Origin of the sequence: Bradyrhizobium sp. SZCCHNRI1009 (genome assembly GCF_032487575.1) — a bacterium.
Taxonomy (GTDB): Bacteria; Pseudomonadota; Alphaproteobacteria; order Rhizobiales; family Xanthobacteraceae; genus Bradyrhizobium.
In genome coordinates, this window is sequence record NZ_JAUEUL010000009.1 from 240,770 (window position 1) to 261,855 (window position 21,086).

Consider the following 21,086-nt stretch of genomic DNA (forward strand, 5'->3'; position numbering starts at 1 on the left):
TGCCTGCGGAACTCGGCTAGAACACGGCAGGATGCGACAACGGACGGACGCGACGATGAGCCACAGCGAGACCGTGATCAACGTCATCAACCCGAACATGACGGTGACGATGACCGAATTGATCGCCAAGGCGGCCCAGGCCAGCGCAAGCCCGTCGACGCGGATCGTCGGCCGCACCGCGCGGTTCGGCGCCGCCTCGATCGAGGGGCACTACGACGAGGCGATTGCCGCGGTCGGCATGCTCAAGGAGATCGAAGCCGGCGACGCCGAGGGCTGCCACGCCCATGTGATCGCCTGCTTCGGCGATCCCGGCCTGCTCGCCGCGCGCGAATTGTCGGGCGTGCCGGTGCTCGGCATCGCGGAAGCCGCGATGCATGCGGCGAGCTTCGTCGCCACCCATTTCAGCATCGTGACCACGCTGTCGCGCACCAAGGTGATCGCGGAGCACCTCGTGCGCAACTACGGCATGGAGCAGCATTGCCGCAAGGTGCGCGCGGTCGACGTCGCCGTGCTCGATCTCGACAAGCCCGAGGCCAATGTGCGCGGCACGCTGCTCGGCGAATGCCGGGCGGCGCTGCGCGAGGACGGGATCGGCGCCATCGTGCTCGGCTGCGCCGGCATGGCCGATCTGGCGCGCGATCTCTCGACCGAGCTCGGCATTCCCGTGATCGACGGCGTCGCCGCCGCCGTGCGCTTCGCCGAGGCGCTGGTCGGGCTGGGGCTGAAGACGTCGAAACACGGCGATCTCGCGTTTCCGCTGCCGAAGTCGCGGAAGACGCTCTGAGTTCAACTCATAGCCTGCCCATCCGGGGAGTTCCGAAACGCCGACCGACGCTCCACATTGGGATCAACCTATGGAGCCCGCGATGTCCGATCTGTCCACCCTCTCCTCGCTCTCATCAGCGCTTTCGACGACCGTCGCCGCGGTCGCACCGTCTCTGGTCTCGGTCCACTCGCACCGCTTGCGCGCCTCCGGCTTCGTCCGGAAATCAGGCCTCATCGTCACCGCCGATGAGGCGCTGGCCGATGAAGGCGACGTCACTATCGTCTTCGCCGACGGCACCACACGTCCCGCCGGGATGGCAGGCCGCGATCACACCACCGACATCGCCCTGCTCCGCTTCGATGGCGGCGCGGCGGCGCCAGTCAAACTCTCCGGCGAGGTGCCCGCGCTCGGCTCGCTCGCGGTCATCGCCGCCGCCGACCAGGGCACGCCGGTCGCAGCGCTCGCCATGGTCTCGAAATCCGCCGGCCCGTGGCGCAGCCTGCGCGGCGGCGACATCGATGCGCGGATCGAGCTCGACACCCGGCTGCGCCACAGCTCCGAAGGCGGCCTCGTGCTCGACGCTGCAGGCCACGCGATCGGAATGGCCGTGCGCGGCCCGCGCCGGACGCTCGTGATACCCGCGGCCACGATCGAGCGGGTCGCCAGCAAGCTCGAGACGCATGGTCGCATCGCGCGCGGCTATCTCGGCGCCGGCCTGCAGCCGGTCCGGCTCGATGACGGGCTCGGTGCGATGATCATGAGCCTCGACAAGAGCGGCCCGGCCGCGGCCGCCGGCCTGCGCCAGGGTGACGTCATCACCGCTCTCAACAAGGAGCCGTTCAGGGGCATGCGTGCGATGATGCGCGAACTCGGTCCGGACAGCGTCGGCGCCGTCGTCGAGGTCGCAGCGCTGCGTGCCGGCGAGCCGGTGCAGTTCGCCCTGACCATCGGCGAGAGGCCGGCGTGAGCGAGGAGGCGCGCGGGCCGATCAGGATCGCAATCGCGATCGACGATGCCGAGCTCGCCGACCGGCTGGCGGCGCTGCTCGGCAATGTCACGGGCCTGACGCTGGTCGCCCCCGGCGAGAGCGCCGACGTCGCGATCGCGCCATTGCATGGCAGTGATGAGACGCACAGCGGCGACGACAGGATCGACGGCCAGGCGATCGATGATTTTCAGCTCACCGCGCGCGAGCGCGACGTGCTGGCGCTGATGGCCGAGGGCCGCTCCAACAAGGAGATCGCCCGCAGCCTCGGCATCTCCGTGCATACCGCGAAATTCCACGTCGGCTCGCTGCTCGACAAGCTCGACGCCACCGGGCGAACGGATGCGGTGGCGCACGCGGCAAGGCGCGGCATCATCGAGCTGTGAGCAGCCCCGAGTTTTGCAGGGAACTCTCTCCCCACGTCATTCCGGGGCGCCCGCAGGGCGAGCCCGGAATCCATCGGGCGACAGAACCAGAGGCAAGATGGATTCCGGGCTCATCGCTGCGCGATGCCCCGGAATGACGGCTGACAACGGAGCCAGCCTCACGCCTTCTTCTTCACGTCCTTGACGTTGGAGAACACGATGCCCTCCGCGCGCTCCTTGGTATAGCCGAGATAGAACTCGTTCTTGGCCAGGAACACGGGGTCGCCATCGACGTCGTCGGCGACGCCGGAATTGTTGGCGGCGATGAACGCCTCGAGCTTCTTCTTGTCGTCGCAGGAGATCCAGCGCGCCAGCGAGAACTCGGAGATCTCGAACTCGACCGGCAGTGAATATTCCGCATCGAGCCGCGCCTTGAGCACGTCGAGCTGCAGCGGTCCGACCACGCCGACCAGCGCCGGCGCGCCATCGCGCGGACGGAACACCTGCACGACGCCCTCCTCCGACATCTGCTGCAAGGCTTCCTTCAGCTTCTTGGCTTTCATCGCATCGGTGAGACGGACGCGGCGAACGATTTCCGGGGCGAAGCTCGGCACGCCGACGAAGGTCAGGTCCTCGCCCTCGGTCAGGGTGTCGCCGATGCGCAGGCTACCGTGGTTGGGAATGCCGACGACGTCGCCGGCGAAGGCCTCGTCCGCGACCGAGCGGTCCTGCGCGAAAAAGAATTGCGGGCTCGACAGCGGCATGGTCTTGCCGGTGCGCACCAGCTTGGCCTTCATGCCGCGGTTGAGCTTGCCCGAGCACAGCCGCGCGAACGCAATGCGGTCGCGATGGTTCGGGTCCATGTTCGCCTGGATCTTGAAGACGAAGGCGCTCATGCGCGGCTCGGCGGCGTCGACCTTGCGCAGGTTGGACTCCTGCGCGCGCGGCGACGGCGCGTAGCGGCCGAGACCTTCCAGGAGATCGCCGACGCCGAAATTGCGCAGCGCGCTGCCGAAATAGACCGGCGTCAGATGGCCCTCGCGGAACGCCTCCAGGTCGAACGGCTTGCAGGCTTCCTTGACCAGCTCAAGCTCGTCGGTGATCTGGCCCATGTCGAGATTGGCGTTGAGCTTGCCGAGCTCGGAGATCGCGATCTGCTGTGCCGCGCCGGTCTTGGCGCCACCGCCTTCGAGCAGGCGCACGCCGCCGTCTCTGACGTCATAGGTGCCGATGAAGTCGCGGCCGCGGCCCACGGGCCAGGTCATCGGCGTAGTGTCGAGCGCCAGCGTCTTCTCGATCTCGTCCAGGAGATCGAACGTGTCGCGGCTCTCGCGGTCCATCTTGTTGATGAAGGTGATGATCGGGATGTCGCGCAGACGGCAGACCTCGAACAGCTTGCGCGTGCGCGCCTCGATGCCCTTGGCGGCGTCGATCACCATGACGGCGGAGTCGACTGCGGTCAGCGTGCGATACGTGTCCTCGCTGAAGTCCTCATGGCCCGGCGTGTCCAGCAGGTTGAAGACGAGGCCCTCGAACTCGAAGGTCATCACCGACGTGACCACCGAGATGCCACGCTCGCGCTCGATCTTCATCCAGTCCGAGCGGGTGTTGCGGCGCTCGCCCTTGGCCTTGACCTGGCCGGCGAGGTTGATGGCGCCGCCGAACAGCAAGAGCTTCTCGGTCAGCGTGGTCTTGCCGGCGTCCGGATGCGAGATGATGGCGAAGGTGCGCCGGCGCGCGACCTCATCGGAGAGCGCGGAGCGGGACGGCTGTTCAGTGGTGACGGCGGAATCGGACATGAGGCGGCGGACGTCGTTTTGAGGCCAGAGAGAGCGCTATGTGATGAAAAGGCGCGGGATCACGGCCGCCGCGCGCCCTCCATATAGGCGTTTTGCACCGCAACTCCAACCGGGGAGTTAACCGGCCTGACCGTGGCCCGCCCGGACCCCGCATCCCGCCCACGGCCGTCCTTCAAGACGCGCGCCAAGCGGCGCGCTCCTCAGGACGAGGTCTGAATCTGTAGCGGAGTCCGATTTGCGGACCAGATCCAGCCCCAAACCCTCATGGTGAGGAGCGCCGCGCTTGCGGCGCGTCTCGAACCATGAGGCCCCAACGTTTCAGGACGGTCCCGCCGTCTTTAGTGCCTGAGCACCGACACCAGCCAGAAGCTCAGTGCCGCTACGATGGCCGAGGCCGGAATCGTGAAGATCCAGGCATAGACGATCGATCCGGCGACGTTCCAGCGCACCGCCGAGGCGCGGCGGGCGGCGCCGACGCCGACGATGGCACCGGTGATGGTGTGGGTGGTCGAGACGGGCACGCCGAGGAACGTCGCCAGGAACAGCGTGATGGCGCCGCCGGTCTCGGCGCAGAAGCCCTGCATCGGATTCAGCTTGGTGATGCGCAGGCCCATGGTCCGGACGATGCGCCAGCCGCCCATCAGCGTGCCCAGCGCCATCGCGGCCTGGCACGACAGCACCACCCAGAACGGCACCGTGAACTGCTCGCCGAGATGGCCCTGCGAGTACAACAGCACCGCGATGATGCCCATCGTCTTCTGCGCGTCGTTGCCGCCGTGGCCGAGCGAATACAGCGAGGCCGAAGCGAATTGCAGGATGCGGAAGGCCCGGTCCACGGCAAACGGCGTCGAGCGCACCGAGGCCCAGGACACGATCGCAACCAGGATCATCGCCAGCACCAGCCCGACCAGCGGCGACAGCACGATCGCGAGCACGGTCTTGGACAGGCCGCTCCACACGGTGGCCGAGATGCCGGCCTTGGCGACCCCTGCCCCGACCAGGCCGCCGATCAGCGCGTGCGAGCTCGACGACGGAATGCCGGCCGCCCAGGTGACCAGGTTCCAGACGATCGCGCCGACCAGGGCCGCGAAGATCACGTGGGCGTCGACGATCGCGGGATCGATGATCCCGGTGCCGATGGTCTGCGCGACATGCAGTCCGAACACGCTGAACGCCACGAAATTGAAGAACGCGGCCCAGAACACCGCATATTGCGGCCGGAGCACGCGGGTCGAGACGATGGTCGCGATCGAGTTGGCGGCGTCGTGCAGGCCGTTCAGGAAATCGAAGGCGAGTGCGACGGCGATGAGGCCAACCAGGATCGGAAGGCCGAGTTGAGCGTCCACGGCGCGGCCCTACCCTAGACCTGTTCGATCATGATCGAATTGATCTCGTTGGCGACGTCGTCGAAGCGGTCGGCGACCTTCTCCAGATGGTCGTAGATCTCGGCGCCGACGATGAAGTCCATCGTGTTGGCGTTGCGGTGCTTGAGGAATAGCTCCTTCAGCCCAATGTCGTGGAGGTCGTCGACCCGGCCCTCGAGCTTGGTCATCTCCTCGGTGATCGCGGTGATCATCGGCACGTTCTGGCCGATCGCCTGCAGCAGCGGCAGCGCCTTCCCGATCAGATTGGCGCAATCGACCAGCAAGGTGCCCATCTCGCGCATGGTCGGCTCGAACTCCTTGACCTCGAACAGCACCACGGCCTTGGCGGTCTGCTGCATCTGGTCGATGGCGTCGTCCATCGAGGTGATCAGGTTCTTGATGTCGCCGCGGTCGAACGGGGTGATGAAGGTGCGGCGGACCGCGGTCAGCACCTCCCGCGTGATGTTGTCGGCCTCGTTCTCGAGCTGGCTGACGCGCTGGCAGTGCCTGAGGATGTCGTCGCCGCCCTTAAGCATGTCCTGCAGCGCATGCGCGCCTTGGATCACCACCTTGTTGTGGCGGGCGAACAAATCGAAAAACCGCTCCTCCCGCGGGAGAACGGCGCGAAACCAGTGCAGCATGGGACGAGATCCATCCATTCCGAAACGGGCCAGGGCCGACCCGTCACAGAACTGTCATACTCCGGATCGCGCACCAGCAGAAGCGGTGGCCGGTTCATCCACCGCTTTCTGCCCTTTCGACGATCTCTTTACAGATCAACAGCTTAGAGGGATCGCTTGAACAGATGGGCGATTTCTCCGACCACGCCGCGGCGGAAGGTGAGCACGCAGGCGACGAAGATGCCGCCCTGGATCACCGTCACCCACTGGCCGAAGCCGGACAGATATTGCTGCATGCCGACGATCACGAACGCGCCGACGACGGGGCCGAACACGGTGCCGAGCCCGCCGACCAGGGTCATGAGCACGATCTGGCCGGACATCCCGACCTCGACGTCGGTCAGCGAGGCATTCTGGGCGACGAACACCTTCAGCGCACCGGCCAGGCCAGCCAGCGTCCCCGACAGGATGAAGGCGAGCAGCTTGTACTGGTCGGTCTTGTAGCCCAGCGAGATCGCCCGCTGCTCGTTCTCGCGGATCGACTTCAGCACCTCGCCGAACGGCGAGTTGATGGTGCGGAAGATCAGCAGGAAGCCGGCGAGGAAGCCGGCCAGCACGACGTAATACAGCACCGTCGGCTTGGACAGGTCGAGGATGCCGAACATCCGCCCCTGCGGAATGCCCTGGATACCGTCCTCGCCATGGGTGAACGGCGCCTGCAGATAGATGAAGTACAAGAGCTGCGACAGCGCCAGGGTGATCATCGCGAAATAGATGCCCTGCCGGCGGATCGAGATGTAGCCGGTGATCACCGACAGGACGAACGATCCGGCAACGCCCGTGAGGATGCCGAGCTCGGGCGGCAGCCCCCACACTTTCAACGCGTGGGCGCTGCAATAGCCGGCCGTTCCCAGGAACATCGCGTGGCCGAACGACAACAGGCCGCCATAGCCGATCAGGAGGTTGAAGGCGCAGGCGAGCAGCGCGAAGCACAGCGCCTGCATGACGAAGAACGGGTACAGCCCGGTCCACGGCACGATCGCCAGCAGCGCTGCCATGATGACGAACACGATCATCTCGTCGCGCATCGCGCGCGGGGTGATCGGCAGGGTCGCGTCGGTGATGGATGTCATGTCAGGCCGCCCGTCCGGTCAGACCCGTCGGCTTCACCAGCAGCACCAGGACCATCAGAACGAAGACCACGGTGTTGGAAGCCTCGGGATAGAAATACTTTGTCAGTCCCTCGATCACGCCGAGCAGGAAGCCGGTGATGATCGAGCCCATGATCGAACCCATGCCGCCGATCACAACCACCGCGAACACCACGATGATGATGTGCTCGCCCATCAGCGGCCGCACCTGGTTGATCGGCGCCGACAGCACGCCGGCCAGCGCCGCAAGCCCGACGCCGAGGCCGTAGGTCAGCGTGATCATGCGCGGGACGTTGATGCCGAAGGCCCGCACCAAGGTCGGGTTCTCGGTGGCTGCGCGCAGGTAGGCGCCGAGCCGGGTGCGCTCGATCAGGAACCAGGTCGCCAGGCAGACGACCAGGGAGAAGATGACGACCCAGCCGCGATAGACCGGCAGATACATGAAGCCGAGGTTCATGCCGCCACGGAGCTGATCCGGGATCGCGTAAGGCAGGCCGGACGAGCCGAAGAAGTTCTGGAACACGCCCTGGATGATCAGCGCCAGTCCGAACGTCAGCAGCAGTCCGTAGAGATGGTCGAGCCCGGCAATCCATTGCAGCATGGTGCGCTCGAGGATCATGCCGAAGGCGCCGACGATGATCGGCGCCAGCAGCAGCGCCCACCAATAATTGATGCCGCCGAGGTTGAGCAGAAAATAGGCGCAGAACGCGCCCATCATGTAGAGCGCGCCATGGGCGAAGTTGATGATGTTGAGCATGCCGAAGATGACGGCAAGCCCGAGACTGAGCAGCGCGTAGAACGAGCCGTTGATCAGTCCGACCAGGAGCTGTGCGTAGAGGGCCTGCATCGTCTTGTTTCTGTTTTCTCTCGGCGTTTCCTAAAGACAGCGGTTCCGGCGGGATCAGCCGCCGGGACGGCAGCGGTTCACTTCTTCAACAAGGCGCACGCGCTCTTGTCGAGCGGTGTGAAGGCCTGGTCGCCCGGTACCGAGCCGACCAGCTTGTAGAGATCCCACGGGCCCTTGGACTCCGAGGGCTTCTTGACCTCGAACAGATACGCAGTGTGGATGGTGCGGCCGTTCGGCTGGATCTCGCCCTTGCCGAACAGCGCATCGTCGGTCGGGATCGATTTCATCTTGTCGACGATCTTGACGCCGTCATGCGGGTTCTCGCCGAGCGCCTCCAACGCCTTGAAGTAATGCATCAAGCCGGCATAGACGCCCGCCTGCACCATGGTCGGCGGCGCGCCGTTCTTCATCCGTTTGGCAAAGCGGTCCGAGAACGCGCGGGTCTGGTCGTTCATGTCCCAGTAGAAGGTCTCGGTGAAGTTGAGGCCCTGCGCGATGTCGAGCCCGATCGACTTGACGTCGGTCAGGAACAACAGCAGCGCCGCGAGCTTCTGGCCGCCCTTCGTGATGCCGAACTCGGCCGCCTGCTTGATCGAATTGGTGGTGTCGCCGCCGGCATTGGCGAGGCCGATGACCTTGGCGTTCGACGACTGCGCCTGCAGCAGGAAGGAAGAGAAGTCGGAGGTGTTGAGCGGGTGCTTGACGCTGCCGATCACCTTGCCGCCATTGGCGGTCACGACCGCCGTGGTGTCGCGCTCCAGCGCCGCGCCGAAGGCGTAGTCGGCGGTCAGGAAATACCAGGTCGAGCCGCCCGCCTTGACCAGCGCCTGGCCGGTGGTGTGCGCGAGCATGTAGGTGTCGTAGGTCCAGTGCACCGTATTGGGCGAGCACTGCGCGTTGGTGAGATCCGAGGTCGCAGCGCCCGAATTGATGTAGACGCCGTTCTTTTCCTTGACGACGTTGTTCACCGCCAGCGCCACGCCCGAGTTCGGCACGTCGACGATGACGTCGACCTTGTCGACGTCGAACCACTGCCGCGCGATCGAGGTGCCGATATCCGGCTTGTTCTGGTGATCGCCGGAGATGACGTCGATCTTCCAGCCCTTCGCGGTGAGACCGGAATCCTCGATCGCCATCTGCGCCGCGAGCGTCGAGCCGGGACCGCCTAGATCGGCATAAAGACCCGACTGATCGGACAGCGCGCCGATCTTGATGGTCTTGTCGCCGGCCGAAGCGACGCTGCCAGCGGCGAGCGTGAGTGCCGTTCCCAGCAGCAGCGACGCGATGAATTTGCTCTTCATTTCCAACTTCCAGAACTTTCCAAGACAACTGCCGAGAAAACTGCCGCAACACTAACGATCAAACCGTCGAGCCGACATCGCCGGCGCCGGTCAGACGCCGAGATAAGTATGCAGCTTGTCCATGTTGGCCGACAGATCGGCATTGGCGAAGCCGTCGATGACCTTGCCGTGCTCGACCACGTAGTAGCGGTCAGCGACCGTCGAGGCGAAACGGAAGTTCTGCTCGACGAGGAGAATCGTGAAGCCCTCCTTCTTCAGCCGCGCGATGGTGTGGCCGATCTGCTGGATGATCACGGGCGCGAGACCCTCGGTCGGCTCGTCCAGCATCAGGAAGCTGGCGCCGGTGCGCAGGATGCGCGCGATCGCCAGCATCTGCTGCTCGCCGCCGGACAGCTTGGTGCCCTGGCTCTTCAGCCGCTCCTTCAAATTCGGGAACAGCTCGAAGATCTGATCGAGCGTCAGCCCGCCCGGCCGCACCACCGGCGGCAGCAGCAGGTTCTCGCGCACGTCGAGACTCGCGAAGATGCCGCGCTCCTCCGGGCACAGCGCAATGCCGAGCCGCGCGATCCTGTCCGAGGTCATGCGGATCAGCTGCTGACCGTTGAACTGAACCGAGCCGGTGCGCTTGCCGATGATCCCCATGATCGACTTCAGCGTCGTGGTCTTGCCGGCGCCGTTGCGCCCGAGCAGGGTGACCACCTCGCCGGCATTCACATTGAAGTTCATGCCATGGAGAATGTGGGATTCGCCGTACCAGCTCTCGAGGTTGTTGACGTCGAGAATGGTGCTGGTCGCAGCCGCCGCGCCTGGCTTCGTGGCCGTCATCACCTCAGGCATGTCCGGCTCCCAGATAGGCTTCCTTGACGCGCTCGTCCTTGGAAAGCTCTGAATACGGCCCTTCCGTCAGCACCTGCCCGCGCGTCAGCACGGTGATGGTGTCGGAGAGGTTGGCGACGACGCTGAGATTATGCTCGACCATCAGGATCGTGTATTTGGCGGAGATGCGCTTGATCAGCGCGGCGATCTTGTCGATGTCCTCGTGGCCCATGCCGGCCATCGGCTCGTCCAGCAGCATCATCTCCGGATCGAGCGCCAGCGTGGTTGCGATCTCCAGCGCGCGCTTGCGTCCGTAGGGCATTTCGACCGCCGGAATATTGGCGAACTCGCTCAGGCCCACGTCGTTGAGCAGCTCGAGCGCCCGGCCGTTGAAGCGGTTCAGAACGCTCTTGGAGCGCCAGAAGTCGAACGACGAGCCATGCTGCCGCTGCAGAGCGACGCGGACGTTCTCCAACGCGGTCAGATGCGGAAACACGGCCGAAATCTGGAACGAGCGGACCAGGCCGAGCCTTGCCACGTCGGCCGGCGCCGTCGCCGTAATGTCCTGACCCTTATAGAGAATCTTGCCGGCAGACGGCGTCAGGAACTTCGTCAGCAGGTTGAAGCACGTGGTCTTGCCGGCCCCGTTCGGGCCGATCAGCGCGTGAATGGTGCCCCGGCGGATCTTGAGCGAAACATCGCGAACGGCAAAAAATCCCGCGAATTCCTTCGTCAATCCGTGGGTCTCGAGAATGAACTCGTCAGCCAAAGATTCCCCCCAAGCCGGCGCCTTCAGTGCCTGGCCCTCGCTTCTTCCTGTACGACGGCTCTGCTGGACGGCTGAACGATTCCTCGCCGCCACCCGCGACCGCTTCGCGGCGGAATATGCCGTCAATCGAGTGAGTTAGGCAAGGCGGAAAGCTGGGCAACGACGTCGCAAGGCGGCCGGCGGACCTTGCGTTGAAATCTGCCGGTATTTCCCGTTGACATAGAATATCATGCCACCGGCATTTTCCCGCACGCGCGCAGCGATCGCCGGCTCCAACTACTTCGCGGCCTTCACGTCCCTGGCGTAGAGATCCGGCTTGAAGCCCACCACGCGCCGGCCGCCGAGATCGAGCACCGGGCGCTTGATCATCGACGGCTGCGCCAGCATCAGCGCGATCGCCTTGCTCTCGGTGAGTCCGTCCTTGTCCGCGTCGGGCAACTTCTTGAACGTCGTGCCGGCGCGGTTGAGCAGCACCTCCCAGCCGAGTTCGTCGCTCCACGCCTTGAGTTTAGCCTTGTCGATTCCGGCGGTCTTGTAGTCGTGGAATTCGTAAGCGACGCCGTGATCGTCGAGCCAGGCGCGCGCCTTCTTCATCGTGTCGCAGTTCTTGATTCCGTAGATCGTGATGCTCATGCCACGCGTCCTCAAACAATCGTGTCCGACGGTGATGGATGTCCCACGTTGCGACAATCGGCCCTGCATTTTGCAGTGCGATTCACCCGCTTTTGATGCGGCGGAGGCCACGCGTTCCGCGGTCGGAATTCACTCCGACCTTTGCCACGAAACTGTCGGCTGAGCATTACATTTTCTTCGCATCCCCGGCGTATCTGGCCCACGAACAGGAGACCGCGATGGGCAAGATCATGGTACGTTGTCCGCAGACCGGCCGCAGCATCGAGACGGGGATGGAAATGGACGCTGCGCGCTTTCAGCGCATGCCCGTGTTCTTCTCGCGCGCCTACTGCCCGCACTGCCGCATCTACCATGAATGGTTCGCCGCCCATGCCTGGGTCGAGGAGATCAGCGACCGCGAGCGGGTTGCGCTGGCCTGACCTGACCCGCGAAAGGAAACGGCCCGCGCGATCGACCCTACCCACGCCACTGCTGCGGACGTCGCTCCAACGCACCCGTCCGCGGGATATCTCCCTGGAGCAGGCGAACCGCGATCGGGTGCTCAATCGTCTTTCGGATCGCTTTTCAACGGCGTGTTGGAATCGCCCGGCATCAGGCAGGGATACAGCTCTGTGAACTTGAAATCGGCCCCGCCCGCGGCGCGGTCGAAGCGCAGCACGACATCGAAGCGTTTGCCGGACCAGTGGGTCGGCAACTGGCCTTCATTGCTCACCGGCAGCCGCGGCAGGATGTCGGAGATGATCGCCTTGTGCTCCCACGCCACCAGCACGGTGCCGGACAGCGGTAGCAGGGCTTCGGCCAGCGCCGCCTCCTGCCCCTTCGCAAAGGACGTGTTCGGCTTGTCGAGCCCGATGCGCGCCGCGAGCTCGAGCACCGTCTCGTACGGCCGGCGGCTCGGGTCGGAGCCGTCCTTGGTGCTGTCGGGATCGGCGGCATAGACCGCCTGCGGTGTCGGATAGTCCGTGCCGCCCAGCCCGCTGCCGAACAGCGCGGTCCAGGCCCCTGCCCGCTCCCAGCCGAAGATCACCAGCGACTTCGAATCCGGCTTGCCCGTGTGGGTCAGGCCCGGGCCTGTCGTGTCGCCGTCAGGCTTCTCGGCATGACGGATGATCAGCAGCGTCAGCGCGTTCATCGGCAACCCTCTCGGGCGGCATCATACGGCCATCACACGGAATTGCTACTTGAGATTGCAATCGTGAGAACGCAACATGGCGTTTTTCCATCCAGGATTCATTTCAGATGAGCATGGGATTGCGACAGACCCGCCGAACGTTCCTGGCGACGGCCGCGATGGCGGCAGCCGGCACCGTCATCTCGCCGAGACCAGGCCACGCCGCCGCGAAATATCGCCGCGCCAACGTCACCAGCGCGGAAGGCCAGAAGATGCTCGCGAGCTACGCCAAGGGCGTCGCCGCCATGCTGCAGCTTCCCGCAAACCATCCGCAGAACTGGTTCCGCAACGCGTTCATTCATCTGATGGACTGCCCGCACGGCAATTGGTGGTTCTATGTCTGGCATCGCGGCTATCTCGGCTATTTCGAGCAATCGATCCGCGCGCTCAGCGGCGACGACAGTTTCGCCCTGCCCTATTGGGACTGGACCGAGCTGCCGGAAATTCCTGCCGGCATGTTCGACGGCGTGCTGACGCCGACCGACAAGGCGTATCAGCCGTTCACCGGGAATCTCGCGGTCTTCACCTCGTTCATCAAGCCGGCGCTGACGGATTACTGGAACGGCCTGTCGAAGGACCAGCGCGGCCAGCTCGAGATCCGCGGCTACAAGTCGATCGACGATCTCTGGAACGACGTCACCGGCTTCTCGCCGTCCGCCAATGCCGGCATCTCCGGCAATGAGGCATTTGCGACCACCTGCGCCTCACGCTATCTGTCGCGCGACAATCCGAAGCTCGATGCTAAGACCACCTACGACGTCTCGCCGTTCGTGATCATGGCGGGCCTGCTGCCGACCGACTTCTATAACCCCGACAACTATCTGAGCTTCACCAGCTCGAAGACCGCTTCGCACAACACCCAGCCGAATGGCGCGACCAAGTTCTCGACCTTGGAAGGTCTGCCGCACAACAAGGTCCACAACTACATCGGCGGTGTCGGCCCGCTCGATCCCGGCCCCTATGGCAACATGACCAATTTCCTGTCGCCGGTCGATCCGATCTTCTTCCTGCATCATTCGAACATGGACCGGCTCTGGGATGTCTGGACACGCAAGCAGCAGCGGCTCAAGCTACCCTATTTGCCGCAGGGGGCCGACCTGAAGACATTCTCGGACGAGCCGTTCCTGTTCTACGCCGATGGCAAGGGCGGCTATGTCGGCCCCAGCAAGGCCGGCGACTACATCTCGACCGATCGCTTCGACTACGATTATGCGCCGGGTTTCGGCGAGGACATCGTGGGTCCGCCCGCGGTCGCCTCGGCGCCGCAGATCAAGCCGCAGCAGGGCTCGGTCAAGGCCAATGCGGGCACGGTGAAGATTCCTGGCGACGCGCTCGAAGCGCACCTGGCGGCAACGCGGCCGCAGCCGCTGATGGCGCAGATCACGCTGCCCCGCCCGAGCGGCTATTCGACCGTGCGCGAGTTCGACGTCCTGGTGAACGCGCCCGCCAATGTCACCAGGGTCACGGCTGACAGCCCGTATTATGCAGGCACCATCGCCTTCTTCGGATCGATGATGCCGGGCATGGCCATGACCATGGATGCGACCTTCGCGGTGCCGCTGCCGACGAAGCAGGAGGCGTTCTCCGCCCTGCGGGCCGCGCCCAACCAGCCGCTGAGCATCCGCGTCGTGCCTTCGGGCGGCGTCGGCACCGCGCCGCCCCTGAAAGCGCTCTCGGTCGGACCGCTGCGCCGATGAACGGCAGGCGCGCCGCGCTGCGGGCCTGCGCCGTGCTGCTCTGTACCGTGCTGCTCTATACCTTGCTGCGACCGGCCTCGTCCTTGGCGGCGGAGCCCTTCAGAGCCGTCGATCTGGTCGTGCCGCGGCCATTGGATGCGAGCGACGCTGCGGTCGTCGAGATCAGCCTGGGCGCACTGGGGCGAGGCCAGGAGGTGACGGTGACGACCGCAGCCGGGATGCCGCTCGGGACCATCTCGCCATTCGGCCTTCGCACTGGTGCGGAGGCCGGGACCTATGCGCTCCCGGTGCCGAAGGAGGCCATCGAGGGTGGACGGCTGTCGATCCGCCTCAGCATCAGCCAACCCGGCGGCAGCCGCGCGCCGACGCCGCAGGAGGTTCGCGGCATCACGCTCAAGCTCGCTCCACGGCCGTGATCCGTCATCGGCGCCGCAAGCGCGCCGGTCTCAGAGCGTCCCGCTCCGCGCACGGTCCGCACGCGGCTCGAACGGGCTCGCCATGCTGGGCTGTCCGATCCAGGCGCGGTTGAGCAGCCGTGTGAACGGCGGACACGTCGTCCCCTCGATGCGCGCCATCGCCTCCTGATAGGGGCCGACGGTACGCAATCTCTCCGGCAGCAACGCGTAGGCGCGTGGCAGAAACCGTTTGGCCCGCGCCGCGCTGCGGCGTTCGCGCTCGCCATAGGGCAGCGCGAAAGCAAGGCGCAGCCGCTCCGGCAGCATCTCGGCCGTCAGCGCCGTGAACCAGCGCGGCGGTGCGATCCACGTCGCCTCGCCCGAGAAGATGCGGTGCGCGATGTCGCGCGCGGCCGTGCTGACCGTGAGCGTCTCCGACGCCATCATCTCGGCCGCATAGACCTTGAACGACGTCCAGTCCGGAGGCATGGCCTCGTGTGGAATTCCGAACAGGCCCGCGAACCGCATGGCCTCGCGCCAATATTGCTCGCGCTCGGCATCGCCGAGCGGCGGACACAGCAGGCCGTAGGACATCATCGCGGTCTCGACCAGGGTGGCATGGACCCAGCGCAGCGCGTCGACGTCGTTGGCGTGATAGCGCGAGCCGGCGGCGAACGGTCCGACCGTCTCCGGCATCACGCCATCGACCGCGGCGTGCCGCCGATACAGCCGCCGCGCCACGGCGACCGCCTGCGCGCGCGTGCCGAACACCATGGTGTAGACGATGCTGAAGGTGCGGTGGAAACGGCCGAGCGGATCGGCGAACACTCTGGACTGCTCGGCAATGCCGGCCGCCACCCAGGGATGGGCGAGCTGCAACAGCAGCGCGCGGCCGGCGCCGAGAAACAGCGCGGCCTCGCGATGCACGCGCCACATCACGCTGTCGGACGGCAGCACGGCGTCGCCCGGCGCGGCCAGCAGTTCGGCGATGCAACGTTCGAAATCGGCCTCGCTGACGATCACGGCCGCTGCGGGATCTCCAGCCCGCGCTGCACCGCCGGCCGCGCCAGGCCGCGCTCCAGCCAGGCCGGCACGTGCTTGAGCTCATCGAAGGCGACGATGTCGCGCGCGCCGTAGAACCCGATCAGGTTGCGCACCCAGCCGAGCGTCGCGATGTCGGCGATGGTGTAGTCGGCGTCCATGATCCACTGCCGGCCGTCGAGCCTGTTGTCGAGTACGCCGAGCAGCCGCCTGCTCTCCGCGACGTAGCGCTGCAACGGCCGCTTGTCCTCGTACTCACGGCCGGCGAATTTGTGGAAGAAGCCGAGCTGCCCGAACATCGGGCCGATGCCGCCCATCTGGAAATGCACCCACTGGATCGTCTGCCAGCGCCGCGCCGGATCGTCGGGGAGAAATTTCCCGGTCTTCTCGGCAAGGTACTGCAGGATCGCCCCGGATTCGAACAGGCCGAGCGGCTTGCCGCCGGGACCGTCGGGATCGATGATCGCGGGAATCTTGCCGTTCGGATTGAGCGACAGGAATGCCGGCGTCTTCTGCTCATCCTTGCCGAAATCGATCGCATGCGGCTCGTAGGCCAGGCCGGTCTCCTCCAGCATGATCGAGACCTTCACGCCGTTCGGCGTCGGCAGTGAATAGAGCTGGATGCGGTCGGGATGCCGCGCCGGCCAGCGCGTGGTGATCGGGAAGCTGGAGAGATCGGACATGATGGCTTTTTGCTCGCGCTGTCTCGTTGAGGGCTCAATCTAAGCCCGTGAACCGCCGCTGCAAGGTTCGATGCGGAACTGGCCGCGGCCGGCGATCTTATGTTGCTGCATCGTGCAGAAGGCCAGCATGCCGAGCCCGACCTACCGATTGATCATGCAGGCGATGCTCACGCGTCAGCAGATTCTGTGCATCTATGGCGGCTTCGCCCGCGCGATCTGCCCGATCATCCTCGGCCACACCGCCGGCCGCGAGCGCGTGCTCGTGTTCCAGTTCGCGGGCGGCGCGAGCAGCGGCCTGCCGCCGGGCGGCCAATGGAAGTGCTTCGATGTCGCCGACATGAGCGAGGTCGAGCTGCGCCAGGGGCGCTGGCATTCCGGGCGCAGCCACCGCCGGCCGCAATATTGCGTCGCCGAGGTCGAGCTCGACGTCAATCCGGAAAGCCCCTACGAGCCGAAACGACCAAATACGACGCCGCAAAGCGGTGAACTTCGGCGCAAGCGCTGACGCTACTGCGGCTCGCGCAGGCGCACGCGCAGCAGTGCCGGCAGCTTCGAGGTGGCGTCGTGCTGCGCGAGCTTGGCCGCGACGCGGCGCATCAGCGACGACGCGCCCTGCCTGGCAAACACCTTGATGCCGCGATAGCTGAAATCCACCACCACCTCGTGATGGCGCATGCCCTTGCCGCCCTTGACCAGGCCAAGGTCGCGCACCAGGCAATAATGCCCGTCGCTCATGCGTGCCAATCGGGTGTTCTCGAACATGCAGCGAAGCAATGCACCGAGTCGCAAATCCGTCAAGATTGACAGGAACGACTCATGAACCCAGCACGTCGGCAACGCGCCGCCGCGGCGCAAACGGCAGCGCCGGCCCGTAGCCGAAGCGCAGCACGAGATCCGGCCGCCTCGTCGTTCCGACCACGCGCGCCAGCTCTGGCCGCAACGCGGCGACTTCGACCGGCTGGTTGACGAAGGCGAGCTTCAGCCCCAGCCGCGTCGCTTCGAGCGCGAAGCGCTGGCACGCCTGCCCGGCCCTGATCCAATGCGAGGCGTCGGCCTGCTCGGCGGTGAACACGGCGACACCGGCCGATGAGCTGATCTGCCGCGCATATCTGTCGTTCTCCGATGCTGCATTGAAGAGCTGATCGAAGGCGAGGCCACCGAGCGCGGTCGGCAATGACGGATTGCCGCTGGCCGCCGCGAACAGGCCGTCGCCCGTCTCCATCGCGCTCCGCGGATTGAACCGCAGCCAGCTCTTCAGCTCGCGCAAGAACGCGGCATCGTGCATCTGCGCATCATTGCCGGCGACGACGAGATCGCGAATGGCAGCGATTGCGGCGGGAGCCGTGATGATCGCAAGATCGACGCCCGGCATTGCCGAGGCCGCCTGCAGCGCGGCGAGATCGCCTAGCGGCACCGCTCGTCCGTCATACTCCGCGCGCGTCGACTGCCTGCGGACGATGGCCGCAAGCCGCGCATCGTCATGCGCCGTGCCGTTCGTGAAGCTGTACCGCACCATCCGGCCGTCGCTGCTGATCTCGCCCGGACGGCCGCTCGCATCGGCGGCGATCGCGAGATTGGCGGCCGCGCAGCCGAGGCTGACGAACAGATGATGGTCGTCCGGATCAACCACCGGCGTGCGGCGTGACGGATCGGGCATGATCTCGATCGCATCCCGCGTCACGCGAAAGCGCCACGGCTGCGTGTTGTGGCTGTTGGCCGCGAGCGTCGCGTAACGGATGACATCGGTGATGTCGGACGACAACGGCGCGCGCAACCGGGCACTATAGTCGTCATATGCGCGCATCGTGCCGGTCGCGGCGCGCCAGGAGCCGGCGCCGAGCGCGGCCGCTGCAAGCGCGCTGCCGCCTCCTATCAGGACCCGCCGTCGGTTCATGACTCTGCGCCCGCAATTCTCGCCGCATCTCGATATGCTCACGATAAGCATGCTCCGCATCGGCGCGTTGTTGCAGATCAAGGCCTCCGCAGCAGCCGGCAAAACATCAACGCCATGCTGTTGACAGCACCAACAAAGCGGCGTATGTCCCGCGGCCTCGCGAGCGACTGCGCCCGCGACAAACATGAGCGAGACGATGTCCTTCGGCTACGAACACTTCATCCGCACGTCCAACGGCGTCATGCCGGTGGATGGCGCACGCCATGCTCGGGGGAACGATCTTGCTTGAGGCAAGATCAACAGTCCGCATCACACGGACCCTCCCGAGCCCGCCGCTCCGGAGGGTTTTTTGTTGCCCTCACGTGAGCCGGCTGCACGGCGAACAACCAGATGTCCCGGCCTCGAGCCGGAACGGGAGACCCGGATCCCGGGGCTCGCGCAGGTGATGCGCGTGGCCTGCGCGCGCGGGGCCTGTCGGAGGGAACGAGGCGGCAACGCCGGACACCGATGACAGAGCGAGCTCCCTGGAGCTCGCAACACGCGGCGCCGTGCAGCGCCGCAGACAAGCCAATTGAATTCCCGGCCGTTCGCAGCCGGGAGCTGCTGGTGGTGAAGATCGCGGCTCCTTCGCGCCAATGCGGCCGCGCGCCGCCTTCGATCGATCGTACCGTGGAATCCGTCAAGCGAGATGGGTGAGTCGCTGGTTGCGGCGAGGCTGATGCCAAGCCTGCGTTTCGATCGTCGTATCGCCGTGATCGCCCGTTCCCCAGCATGCCATCAATGCCGCCCGGCCGCATCCCGCAGCCGTGCGGCCAAGGCGGTGGTGAAGATGCCTGTTACTTCGTTGAAACCGAGCGCCCCACTGGGGCAGCAACAGCATCACCCATTCCCCGCCGAACTCATTCGCGAGCCGTGGTGAAGATGACTGTTACTTCGCCTTCCACGCCAGAGGTCGCGGGTTCGAATCCCGCCCGGCGTCATGCCGGTAGCTTAGAGGTCAGAGCGCTGTCCGGGCCATGCAAGTGGCCCGGGTCTCAGTCATCGCCCGTTCCCGGCTCGTGCTCCATCTCAACCGGTGATCGTCTCGAACAGGCGGTCACCGCGACGGCGCAGATACGCTCTGCGCTCCTTCTTCCACGCGCCGTGGTGAGGAATGCTGATACTTCGATTGCTAATCGAGAGGTCGTGGGTTCGACTCCCACCCGGCGCTCCATGCGCCGGTAGCTCAGCGGTAGAGCACTAACCGATCAGCATTCGCCCGTTCCCGGCGCGTGGTTCCCATCACGCCTGATCTCGAACGAGATCGCGCGTGCCGGCCGATGCTCCCGGCCATTTATCCATCGACCATTAACCCAAGAGGAGGCCCTGGCATGGTCAAGCTCAACACGTTCCTGCGCGCCTTCACCCACGAGGGTGCGCCGTCCCGACAGCTCGCGCCGGCACAGGCGCTGCAGCGCACGCTGATGAGCTGCCTGCTCTGGGAGGACCAGTTCTACGAGGACGGGATCGCGATCGCCGATCGCATCAAGGCGCTGGTGCCGCAGGTCGAGCCGCGCGAGGTGGCTCAGCTCGCGGTCCGTGCGCGCGAGGAGATGAAGCTGCGGCACGCGCCGCTGCTCGTCGCCCGCGAGATGGCGCGGTTGCCGTCGCACCGCGCGCTGGTCGCCGAGACGCTGTCGCGCATCATCCAGCGGCCGGACGAGATGGCCGAGCTGCTCGCGATCTACTGGGCGGACGCTCTCGGTCCGCAGCAGCAGCGCAAGCGGCAGCCGGTCTCGGCGCAGGTCAAGAAGGGGCTGGCGAAGGCGTTTTCGAAGTTCGACGCCTATCAGCTCGCGAAGTATGACCGCGAGGGGCCGGTGCGGCTGCGCGACGTCCTCTTCCTGGTTCACGCCAGGCCCAGGGATGCCGTCCAGGAGGCGGTGTGGAAGCAGCTCGTCGATGGCGAGCTGCCCTCGCCCGACACCTGGGAGGTCGCGCTGTCGGCCGGTGCGGACAAGCGTGCGAGCTTCGAGCGGCTGCTCGGTGAGAACAGGCTCGGAGCGCTGGCGCTGTTCCGCAACCTGCGCCTGATGCGGCAGGCCGGAGTGCCGCGCGCAACGATCGCACAGGCGATCGCGACGATGCGGACGGACCGGGTGCTGCCGTATCGGTTCATCACGGCGGCCCGGCATGCGCCGGCCTTCGAGCCCGAGCTCGAGGCCGCGATGTTCAGGTCGATCAAGGGTTACGCGCGGCTCAAGGGCCGCACGCGGCTCCTGATCGACGTCTCCGGCTCGATGTTCGCGGCGCTGTCCGCGAGGTCGGAGATGACGCGCGCGGACGCGGCGTGCGGGCTGGCGATCCTCGCCCGCGAGGTCTGCGACGAGGTGGAGATCTTCACGTTCAGCAATGAGGTCGTGAAGGTGCCGCCGCGACGTGGCTTTGCGCTGCGCGACGCGATCCTCGACTCGCAGCCGCATGTCTCGACCTATCTCGGCCGCGCGGTCAGCGAGGTCGACCGCAAGGGCGACCACCTGATCGTCTTCACCGACGAGCAGAGCCACGATCCTGTGCCGGCGCCGAAGACGCGCGGGACCATGGTCAACGTGGCGTCGTACCAGCACGGGGTCGGCTACGGGCCCTGGACGCGGGTCGACGGCTTCTCCGAGGCCGTGATCGCCTGGATCGCGGCGCAGGAGGAGAGCTTGCGCGGCGCGACCCTGCACTGACGACAAATGACCCGGACGCGTCACAGACGCGCCCGGGTCTTCTTCCACAAACAGTGGACCACCCCACGCGCCCCCGTT

22 protein-coding genes and 1 tRNA gene are annotated in these 21,086 nt (G+C 65.8%); 9 read left to right on the plus strand and 14 right to left on the minus strand.

All coding sequences use genetic code 11. The annotated features are described in order from the left end of the window. Nucleotides 1-55: 55 nt before the first annotated feature. From QX010_RS18315 to QX010_RS18325, 3 genes are all read left to right on the plus strand, one after another. Nucleotides 56-784 carry an aspartate/glutamate racemase family protein gene (locus tag QX010_RS18315; protein WP_315800341.1) on the plus strand — a complete coding sequence of 243 codons (729 nt, stop codon included), beginning with the start codon at nucleotides 56-58 and terminating at the stop codon, nucleotides 782-784. A gap of 82 nt (nucleotides 785-866) precedes the next feature. Continuing rightward, entirely contained in the window at nucleotides 867-1,733 is an 867-nt protein-coding gene (locus QX010_RS18320; RefSeq protein WP_316180979.1) for a S1C family serine protease, read from the plus strand. Then, a complete protein-coding gene (locus QX010_RS18325) occupies nucleotides 1,730-2,137 on the plus strand; it encodes a response regulator transcription factor (protein ID WP_316180981.1) in 408 nt (135 codons plus the stop codon). The genes QX010_RS18320 and QX010_RS18325 overlap by 4 nt, the downstream gene beginning before the upstream one ends. Before the next feature lie 158 nt (nucleotides 2,138-2,295). Here QX010_RS18325 and QX010_RS18330 read toward each other — a convergent pair whose 3' ends face one another. The 9 genes from QX010_RS18330 to QX010_RS18370 form a co-directional block, all read right to left on the minus strand. Beyond that, a complete protein-coding gene (locus QX010_RS18330; protein ID WP_315800344.1) occupies nucleotides 2,296-3,915 on the minus strand; it encodes a peptide chain release factor 3 in 1,620 nt (539 codons plus the stop codon). 338 nt (nucleotides 3,916-4,253) lie between these two features. Continuing rightward, nucleotides 4,254-5,261, minus strand: a complete 1,008-nt coding sequence (locus tag QX010_RS18335; RefSeq protein ID WP_315800345.1) for an anion permease — start codon at nucleotides 5,259-5,261, stop codon at nucleotides 4,254-4,256. A gap of 14 nt (nucleotides 5,262-5,275) precedes the next feature. After that, on the minus strand, nucleotides 5,276-5,920 hold the full coding sequence (locus tag QX010_RS18340) for a DUF47 domain-containing protein (RefSeq protein ID WP_315800346.1): 645 nt from the start codon (nucleotides 5,918-5,920) through the stop codon (nucleotides 5,276-5,278). Between the two features lie 143 nt (nucleotides 5,921-6,063). Further along, on the minus strand, nucleotides 6,064-7,032 hold the full coding sequence (locus QX010_RS18345; protein ID WP_315800347.1) for a branched-chain amino acid ABC transporter permease: 969 nt from the start codon (nucleotides 7,030-7,032) through the stop codon (nucleotides 6,064-6,066). 1 nt (nucleotide 7,033) lies between these two features. Then, the gene (locus QX010_RS18350; RefSeq protein WP_315800348.1) at nucleotides 7,034-7,897 is read right to left on the minus strand and encodes a branched-chain amino acid ABC transporter permease; all 864 of its coding nucleotides are present in this window, start codon (nucleotides 7,895-7,897) and stop codon (nucleotides 7,034-7,036) included. Between the two features lie 77 nt (nucleotides 7,898-7,974). Beyond that, on the minus strand, nucleotides 7,975-9,198 hold the full coding sequence (locus QX010_RS18355; RefSeq protein WP_315800349.1) for an ABC transporter substrate-binding protein: 1,224 nt from the start codon (nucleotides 9,196-9,198) through the stop codon (nucleotides 7,975-7,977). A 90-nt stretch (nucleotides 9,199-9,288) separates the two neighbouring features. After that, nucleotides 9,289-10,035 carry an ABC transporter ATP-binding protein gene (locus QX010_RS18360; protein ID WP_315800350.1) on the minus strand — a complete coding sequence of 249 codons (747 nt, stop codon included), beginning with the start codon at nucleotides 10,033-10,035 and terminating at the stop codon, nucleotides 9,289-9,291. Beyond that, nucleotides 10,028-10,783, minus strand: coding sequence for an ABC transporter ATP-binding protein (locus QX010_RS18365; RefSeq protein ID WP_315800351.1), 756 nt, complete (start codon nucleotides 10,781-10,783; stop codon nucleotides 10,028-10,030). The genes QX010_RS18360 and QX010_RS18365 overlap by 8 nt, the downstream gene beginning before the upstream one ends. Nucleotides 10,784-11,059: 276 nt before the next feature. Beyond that, nucleotides 11,060-11,416 (minus strand): ArsC family reductase, encoded by a 357-nt coding sequence (locus tag QX010_RS18370; RefSeq protein ID WP_315800352.1) that lies wholly within the window; start codon nucleotides 11,414-11,416, stop codon nucleotides 11,060-11,062. A gap of 218 nt (nucleotides 11,417-11,634) precedes the next feature. On the opposite strand from QX010_RS18370, the gene QX010_RS18375 reads away from it, so the two are divergent. Continuing rightward, nucleotides 11,635-11,835: a hypothetical protein gene (locus QX010_RS18375; RefSeq protein WP_315800353.1), complete on the plus strand. Its 201-nt coding sequence runs from the start codon at nucleotides 11,635-11,637 to the stop codon at nucleotides 11,833-11,835. A 122-nt stretch (nucleotides 11,836-11,957) separates the two neighbouring features. Here QX010_RS18375 and QX010_RS18380 read toward each other — a convergent pair whose 3' ends face one another. Further along, nucleotides 11,958-12,548, minus strand: coding sequence for a histidine phosphatase family protein (locus QX010_RS18380; protein ID WP_315800354.1), 591 nt, complete (start codon nucleotides 12,546-12,548; stop codon nucleotides 11,958-11,960). Nucleotides 12,549-12,655: 107 nt separating this feature from the next. On the opposite strand from QX010_RS18380, the gene QX010_RS18385 reads away from it, so the two are divergent. Beyond that, nucleotides 12,656-14,284: a tyrosinase family protein gene (locus QX010_RS18385; protein ID WP_316180986.1), complete on the plus strand. Its 1,629-nt coding sequence runs from the start codon at nucleotides 12,656-12,658 to the stop codon at nucleotides 14,282-14,284. Next, nucleotides 14,281-14,700 carry a hypothetical protein gene (locus QX010_RS18390; RefSeq protein WP_316180988.1) on the plus strand — a complete coding sequence of 140 codons (420 nt, stop codon included), beginning with the start codon at nucleotides 14,281-14,283 and terminating at the stop codon, nucleotides 14,698-14,700. Before QX010_RS18385 ends, QX010_RS18390 begins: the two co-directional genes overlap by 4 nt. Nucleotides 14,701-14,730: 30 nt before the next feature. Here the strand turns inward: QX010_RS18390 and QX010_RS18395 are convergent, their stop codons facing one another. Together QX010_RS18395 and QX010_RS18400 are read right to left on the minus strand one after the other, a co-directional pair. Further along, on the minus strand, nucleotides 14,731-15,702 hold the full coding sequence (locus QX010_RS18395) for an oxygenase MpaB family protein (protein WP_316180990.1): 972 nt from the start codon (nucleotides 15,700-15,702) through the stop codon (nucleotides 14,731-14,733). Beyond that, a complete protein-coding gene (locus tag QX010_RS18400; protein ID WP_316180992.1) occupies nucleotides 15,699-16,403 on the minus strand; it encodes a glutathione S-transferase N-terminal domain-containing protein in 705 nt (234 codons plus the stop codon). The genes QX010_RS18395 and QX010_RS18400 overlap by 4 nt, the downstream gene beginning before the upstream one ends. Nucleotides 16,404-16,530: 127 nt before the next feature. Between QX010_RS18400 and QX010_RS18405 the strand changes: the two genes are divergently transcribed. After that, a complete protein-coding gene (locus QX010_RS18405) occupies nucleotides 16,531-16,908 on the plus strand; it encodes a hypothetical protein (protein ID WP_316180994.1) in 378 nt (125 codons plus the stop codon). A gap of 2 nt (nucleotides 16,909-16,910) precedes the next feature. Here QX010_RS18405 and QX010_RS18410 read toward each other — a convergent pair whose 3' ends face one another. Both QX010_RS18410 and QX010_RS18415 read right to left on the minus strand, forming a co-directional pair. Continuing rightward, complete coding sequence (locus QX010_RS18410; protein WP_316180996.1) at nucleotides 16,911-17,138, minus strand: hypothetical protein; 228 nt, start codon at nucleotides 17,136-17,138, stop codon at nucleotides 16,911-16,913. A gap of 79 nt (nucleotides 17,139-17,217) precedes the next feature. After that, nucleotides 17,218-18,297 carry an Acg family FMN-binding oxidoreductase gene (locus QX010_RS18415; RefSeq protein WP_316180998.1) on the minus strand — a complete coding sequence of 360 codons (1,080 nt, stop codon included), beginning with the start codon at nucleotides 18,295-18,297 and terminating at the stop codon, nucleotides 17,218-17,220. A gap of 1,138 nt (nucleotides 18,298-19,435) precedes the next feature. On the opposite strand from QX010_RS18415, the gene QX010_RS18420 reads away from it, so the two are divergent. Next, nucleotides 19,436-19,510: transfer RNA gene (locus QX010_RS18420), tRNA-OTHER, on the plus strand. 157 nt (nucleotides 19,511-19,667) lie between these two features. Then, the gene (locus QX010_RS18425; RefSeq protein ID WP_316181000.1) at nucleotides 19,668-21,008 is read left to right on the plus strand and encodes a TROVE domain-containing protein; all 1,341 of its coding nucleotides are present in this window, start codon (nucleotides 19,668-19,670) and stop codon (nucleotides 21,006-21,008) included. Nucleotides 21,009-21,086 lie beyond the last annotated feature (78 nt).

Coding starts and splice junctions, on each gene's coding strand:
- QX010_RS18415 (WP_316180998.1), bottom strand. CDS start 18,297: ATGAACCGACGGCGGGTCCTGATAGGAGGCGGCAGCGCGCTTGCAGCG.
- QX010_RS18360 (WP_315800350.1), bottom strand. CDS start 10,035: ATGCCTGAGGTGATGACGGCCACGAAGCCAGGCGCGGCGGCTGCGACC.
- QX010_RS18340 (WP_315800346.1), bottom strand. CDS start 5,920: ATGCTGCACTGGTTTCGCGCCGTTCTCCCGCGGGAGGAGCGGTTTTTC.
- QX010_RS18370 (WP_315800352.1), bottom strand. CDS start 11,416: ATGAGCATCACGATCTACGGAATCAAGAACTGCGACACGATGAAGAAG.
- QX010_RS18390 (WP_316180988.1), top strand. CDS start 14,281: ATGAACGGCAGGCGCGCCGCGCTGCGGGCCTGCGCCGTGCTGCTCTGT.
- QX010_RS18425 (WP_316181000.1), top strand. CDS start 19,668: ATGGTCAAGCTCAACACGTTCCTGCGCGCCTTCACCCACGAGGGTGCG.
- QX010_RS18380 (WP_315800354.1), bottom strand. CDS start 12,548: ATGAACGCGCTGACGCTGCTGATCATCCGTCATGCCGAGAAGCCTGAC.
- QX010_RS18410 (WP_316180996.1), bottom strand. CDS start 17,138: ATGAGCGACGGGCATTATTGCCTGGTGCGCGACCTTGGCCTGGTCAAG.
- QX010_RS18315 (WP_315800341.1), top strand. CDS start 56: ATGAGCCACAGCGAGACCGTGATCAACGTCATCAACCCGAACATGACG.
- QX010_RS18405 (WP_316180994.1), top strand. CDS start 16,531: ATGCCGAGCCCGACCTACCGATTGATCATGCAGGCGATGCTCACGCGT.
- QX010_RS18350 (WP_315800348.1), bottom strand. CDS start 7,897: ATGCAGGCCCTCTACGCACAGCTCCTGGTCGGACTGATCAACGGCTCG.
- QX010_RS18375 (WP_315800353.1), top strand. CDS start 11,635: ATGGGCAAGATCATGGTACGTTGTCCGCAGACCGGCCGCAGCATCGAG.
- QX010_RS18345 (WP_315800347.1), bottom strand. CDS start 7,032: ATGACATCCATCACCGACGCGACCCTGCCGATCACCCCGCGCGCGATG.
- QX010_RS18320 (WP_316180979.1), top strand. CDS start 867: ATGTCCGATCTGTCCACCCTCTCCTCGCTCTCATCAGCGCTTTCGACG.
- QX010_RS18385 (WP_316180986.1), top strand. CDS start 12,656: ATGAGCATGGGATTGCGACAGACCCGCCGAACGTTCCTGGCGACGGCC.
- QX010_RS18400 (WP_316180992.1), bottom strand. CDS start 16,403: ATGTCCGATCTCTCCAGCTTCCCGATCACCACGCGCTGGCCGGCGCGG.
- QX010_RS18355 (WP_315800349.1), bottom strand. CDS start 9,198: ATGAAGAGCAAATTCATCGCGTCGCTGCTGCTGGGAACGGCACTCACG.
- QX010_RS18330 (WP_315800344.1), bottom strand. CDS start 3,915: ATGTCCGATTCCGCCGTCACCACTGAACAGCCGTCCCGCTCCGCGCTC.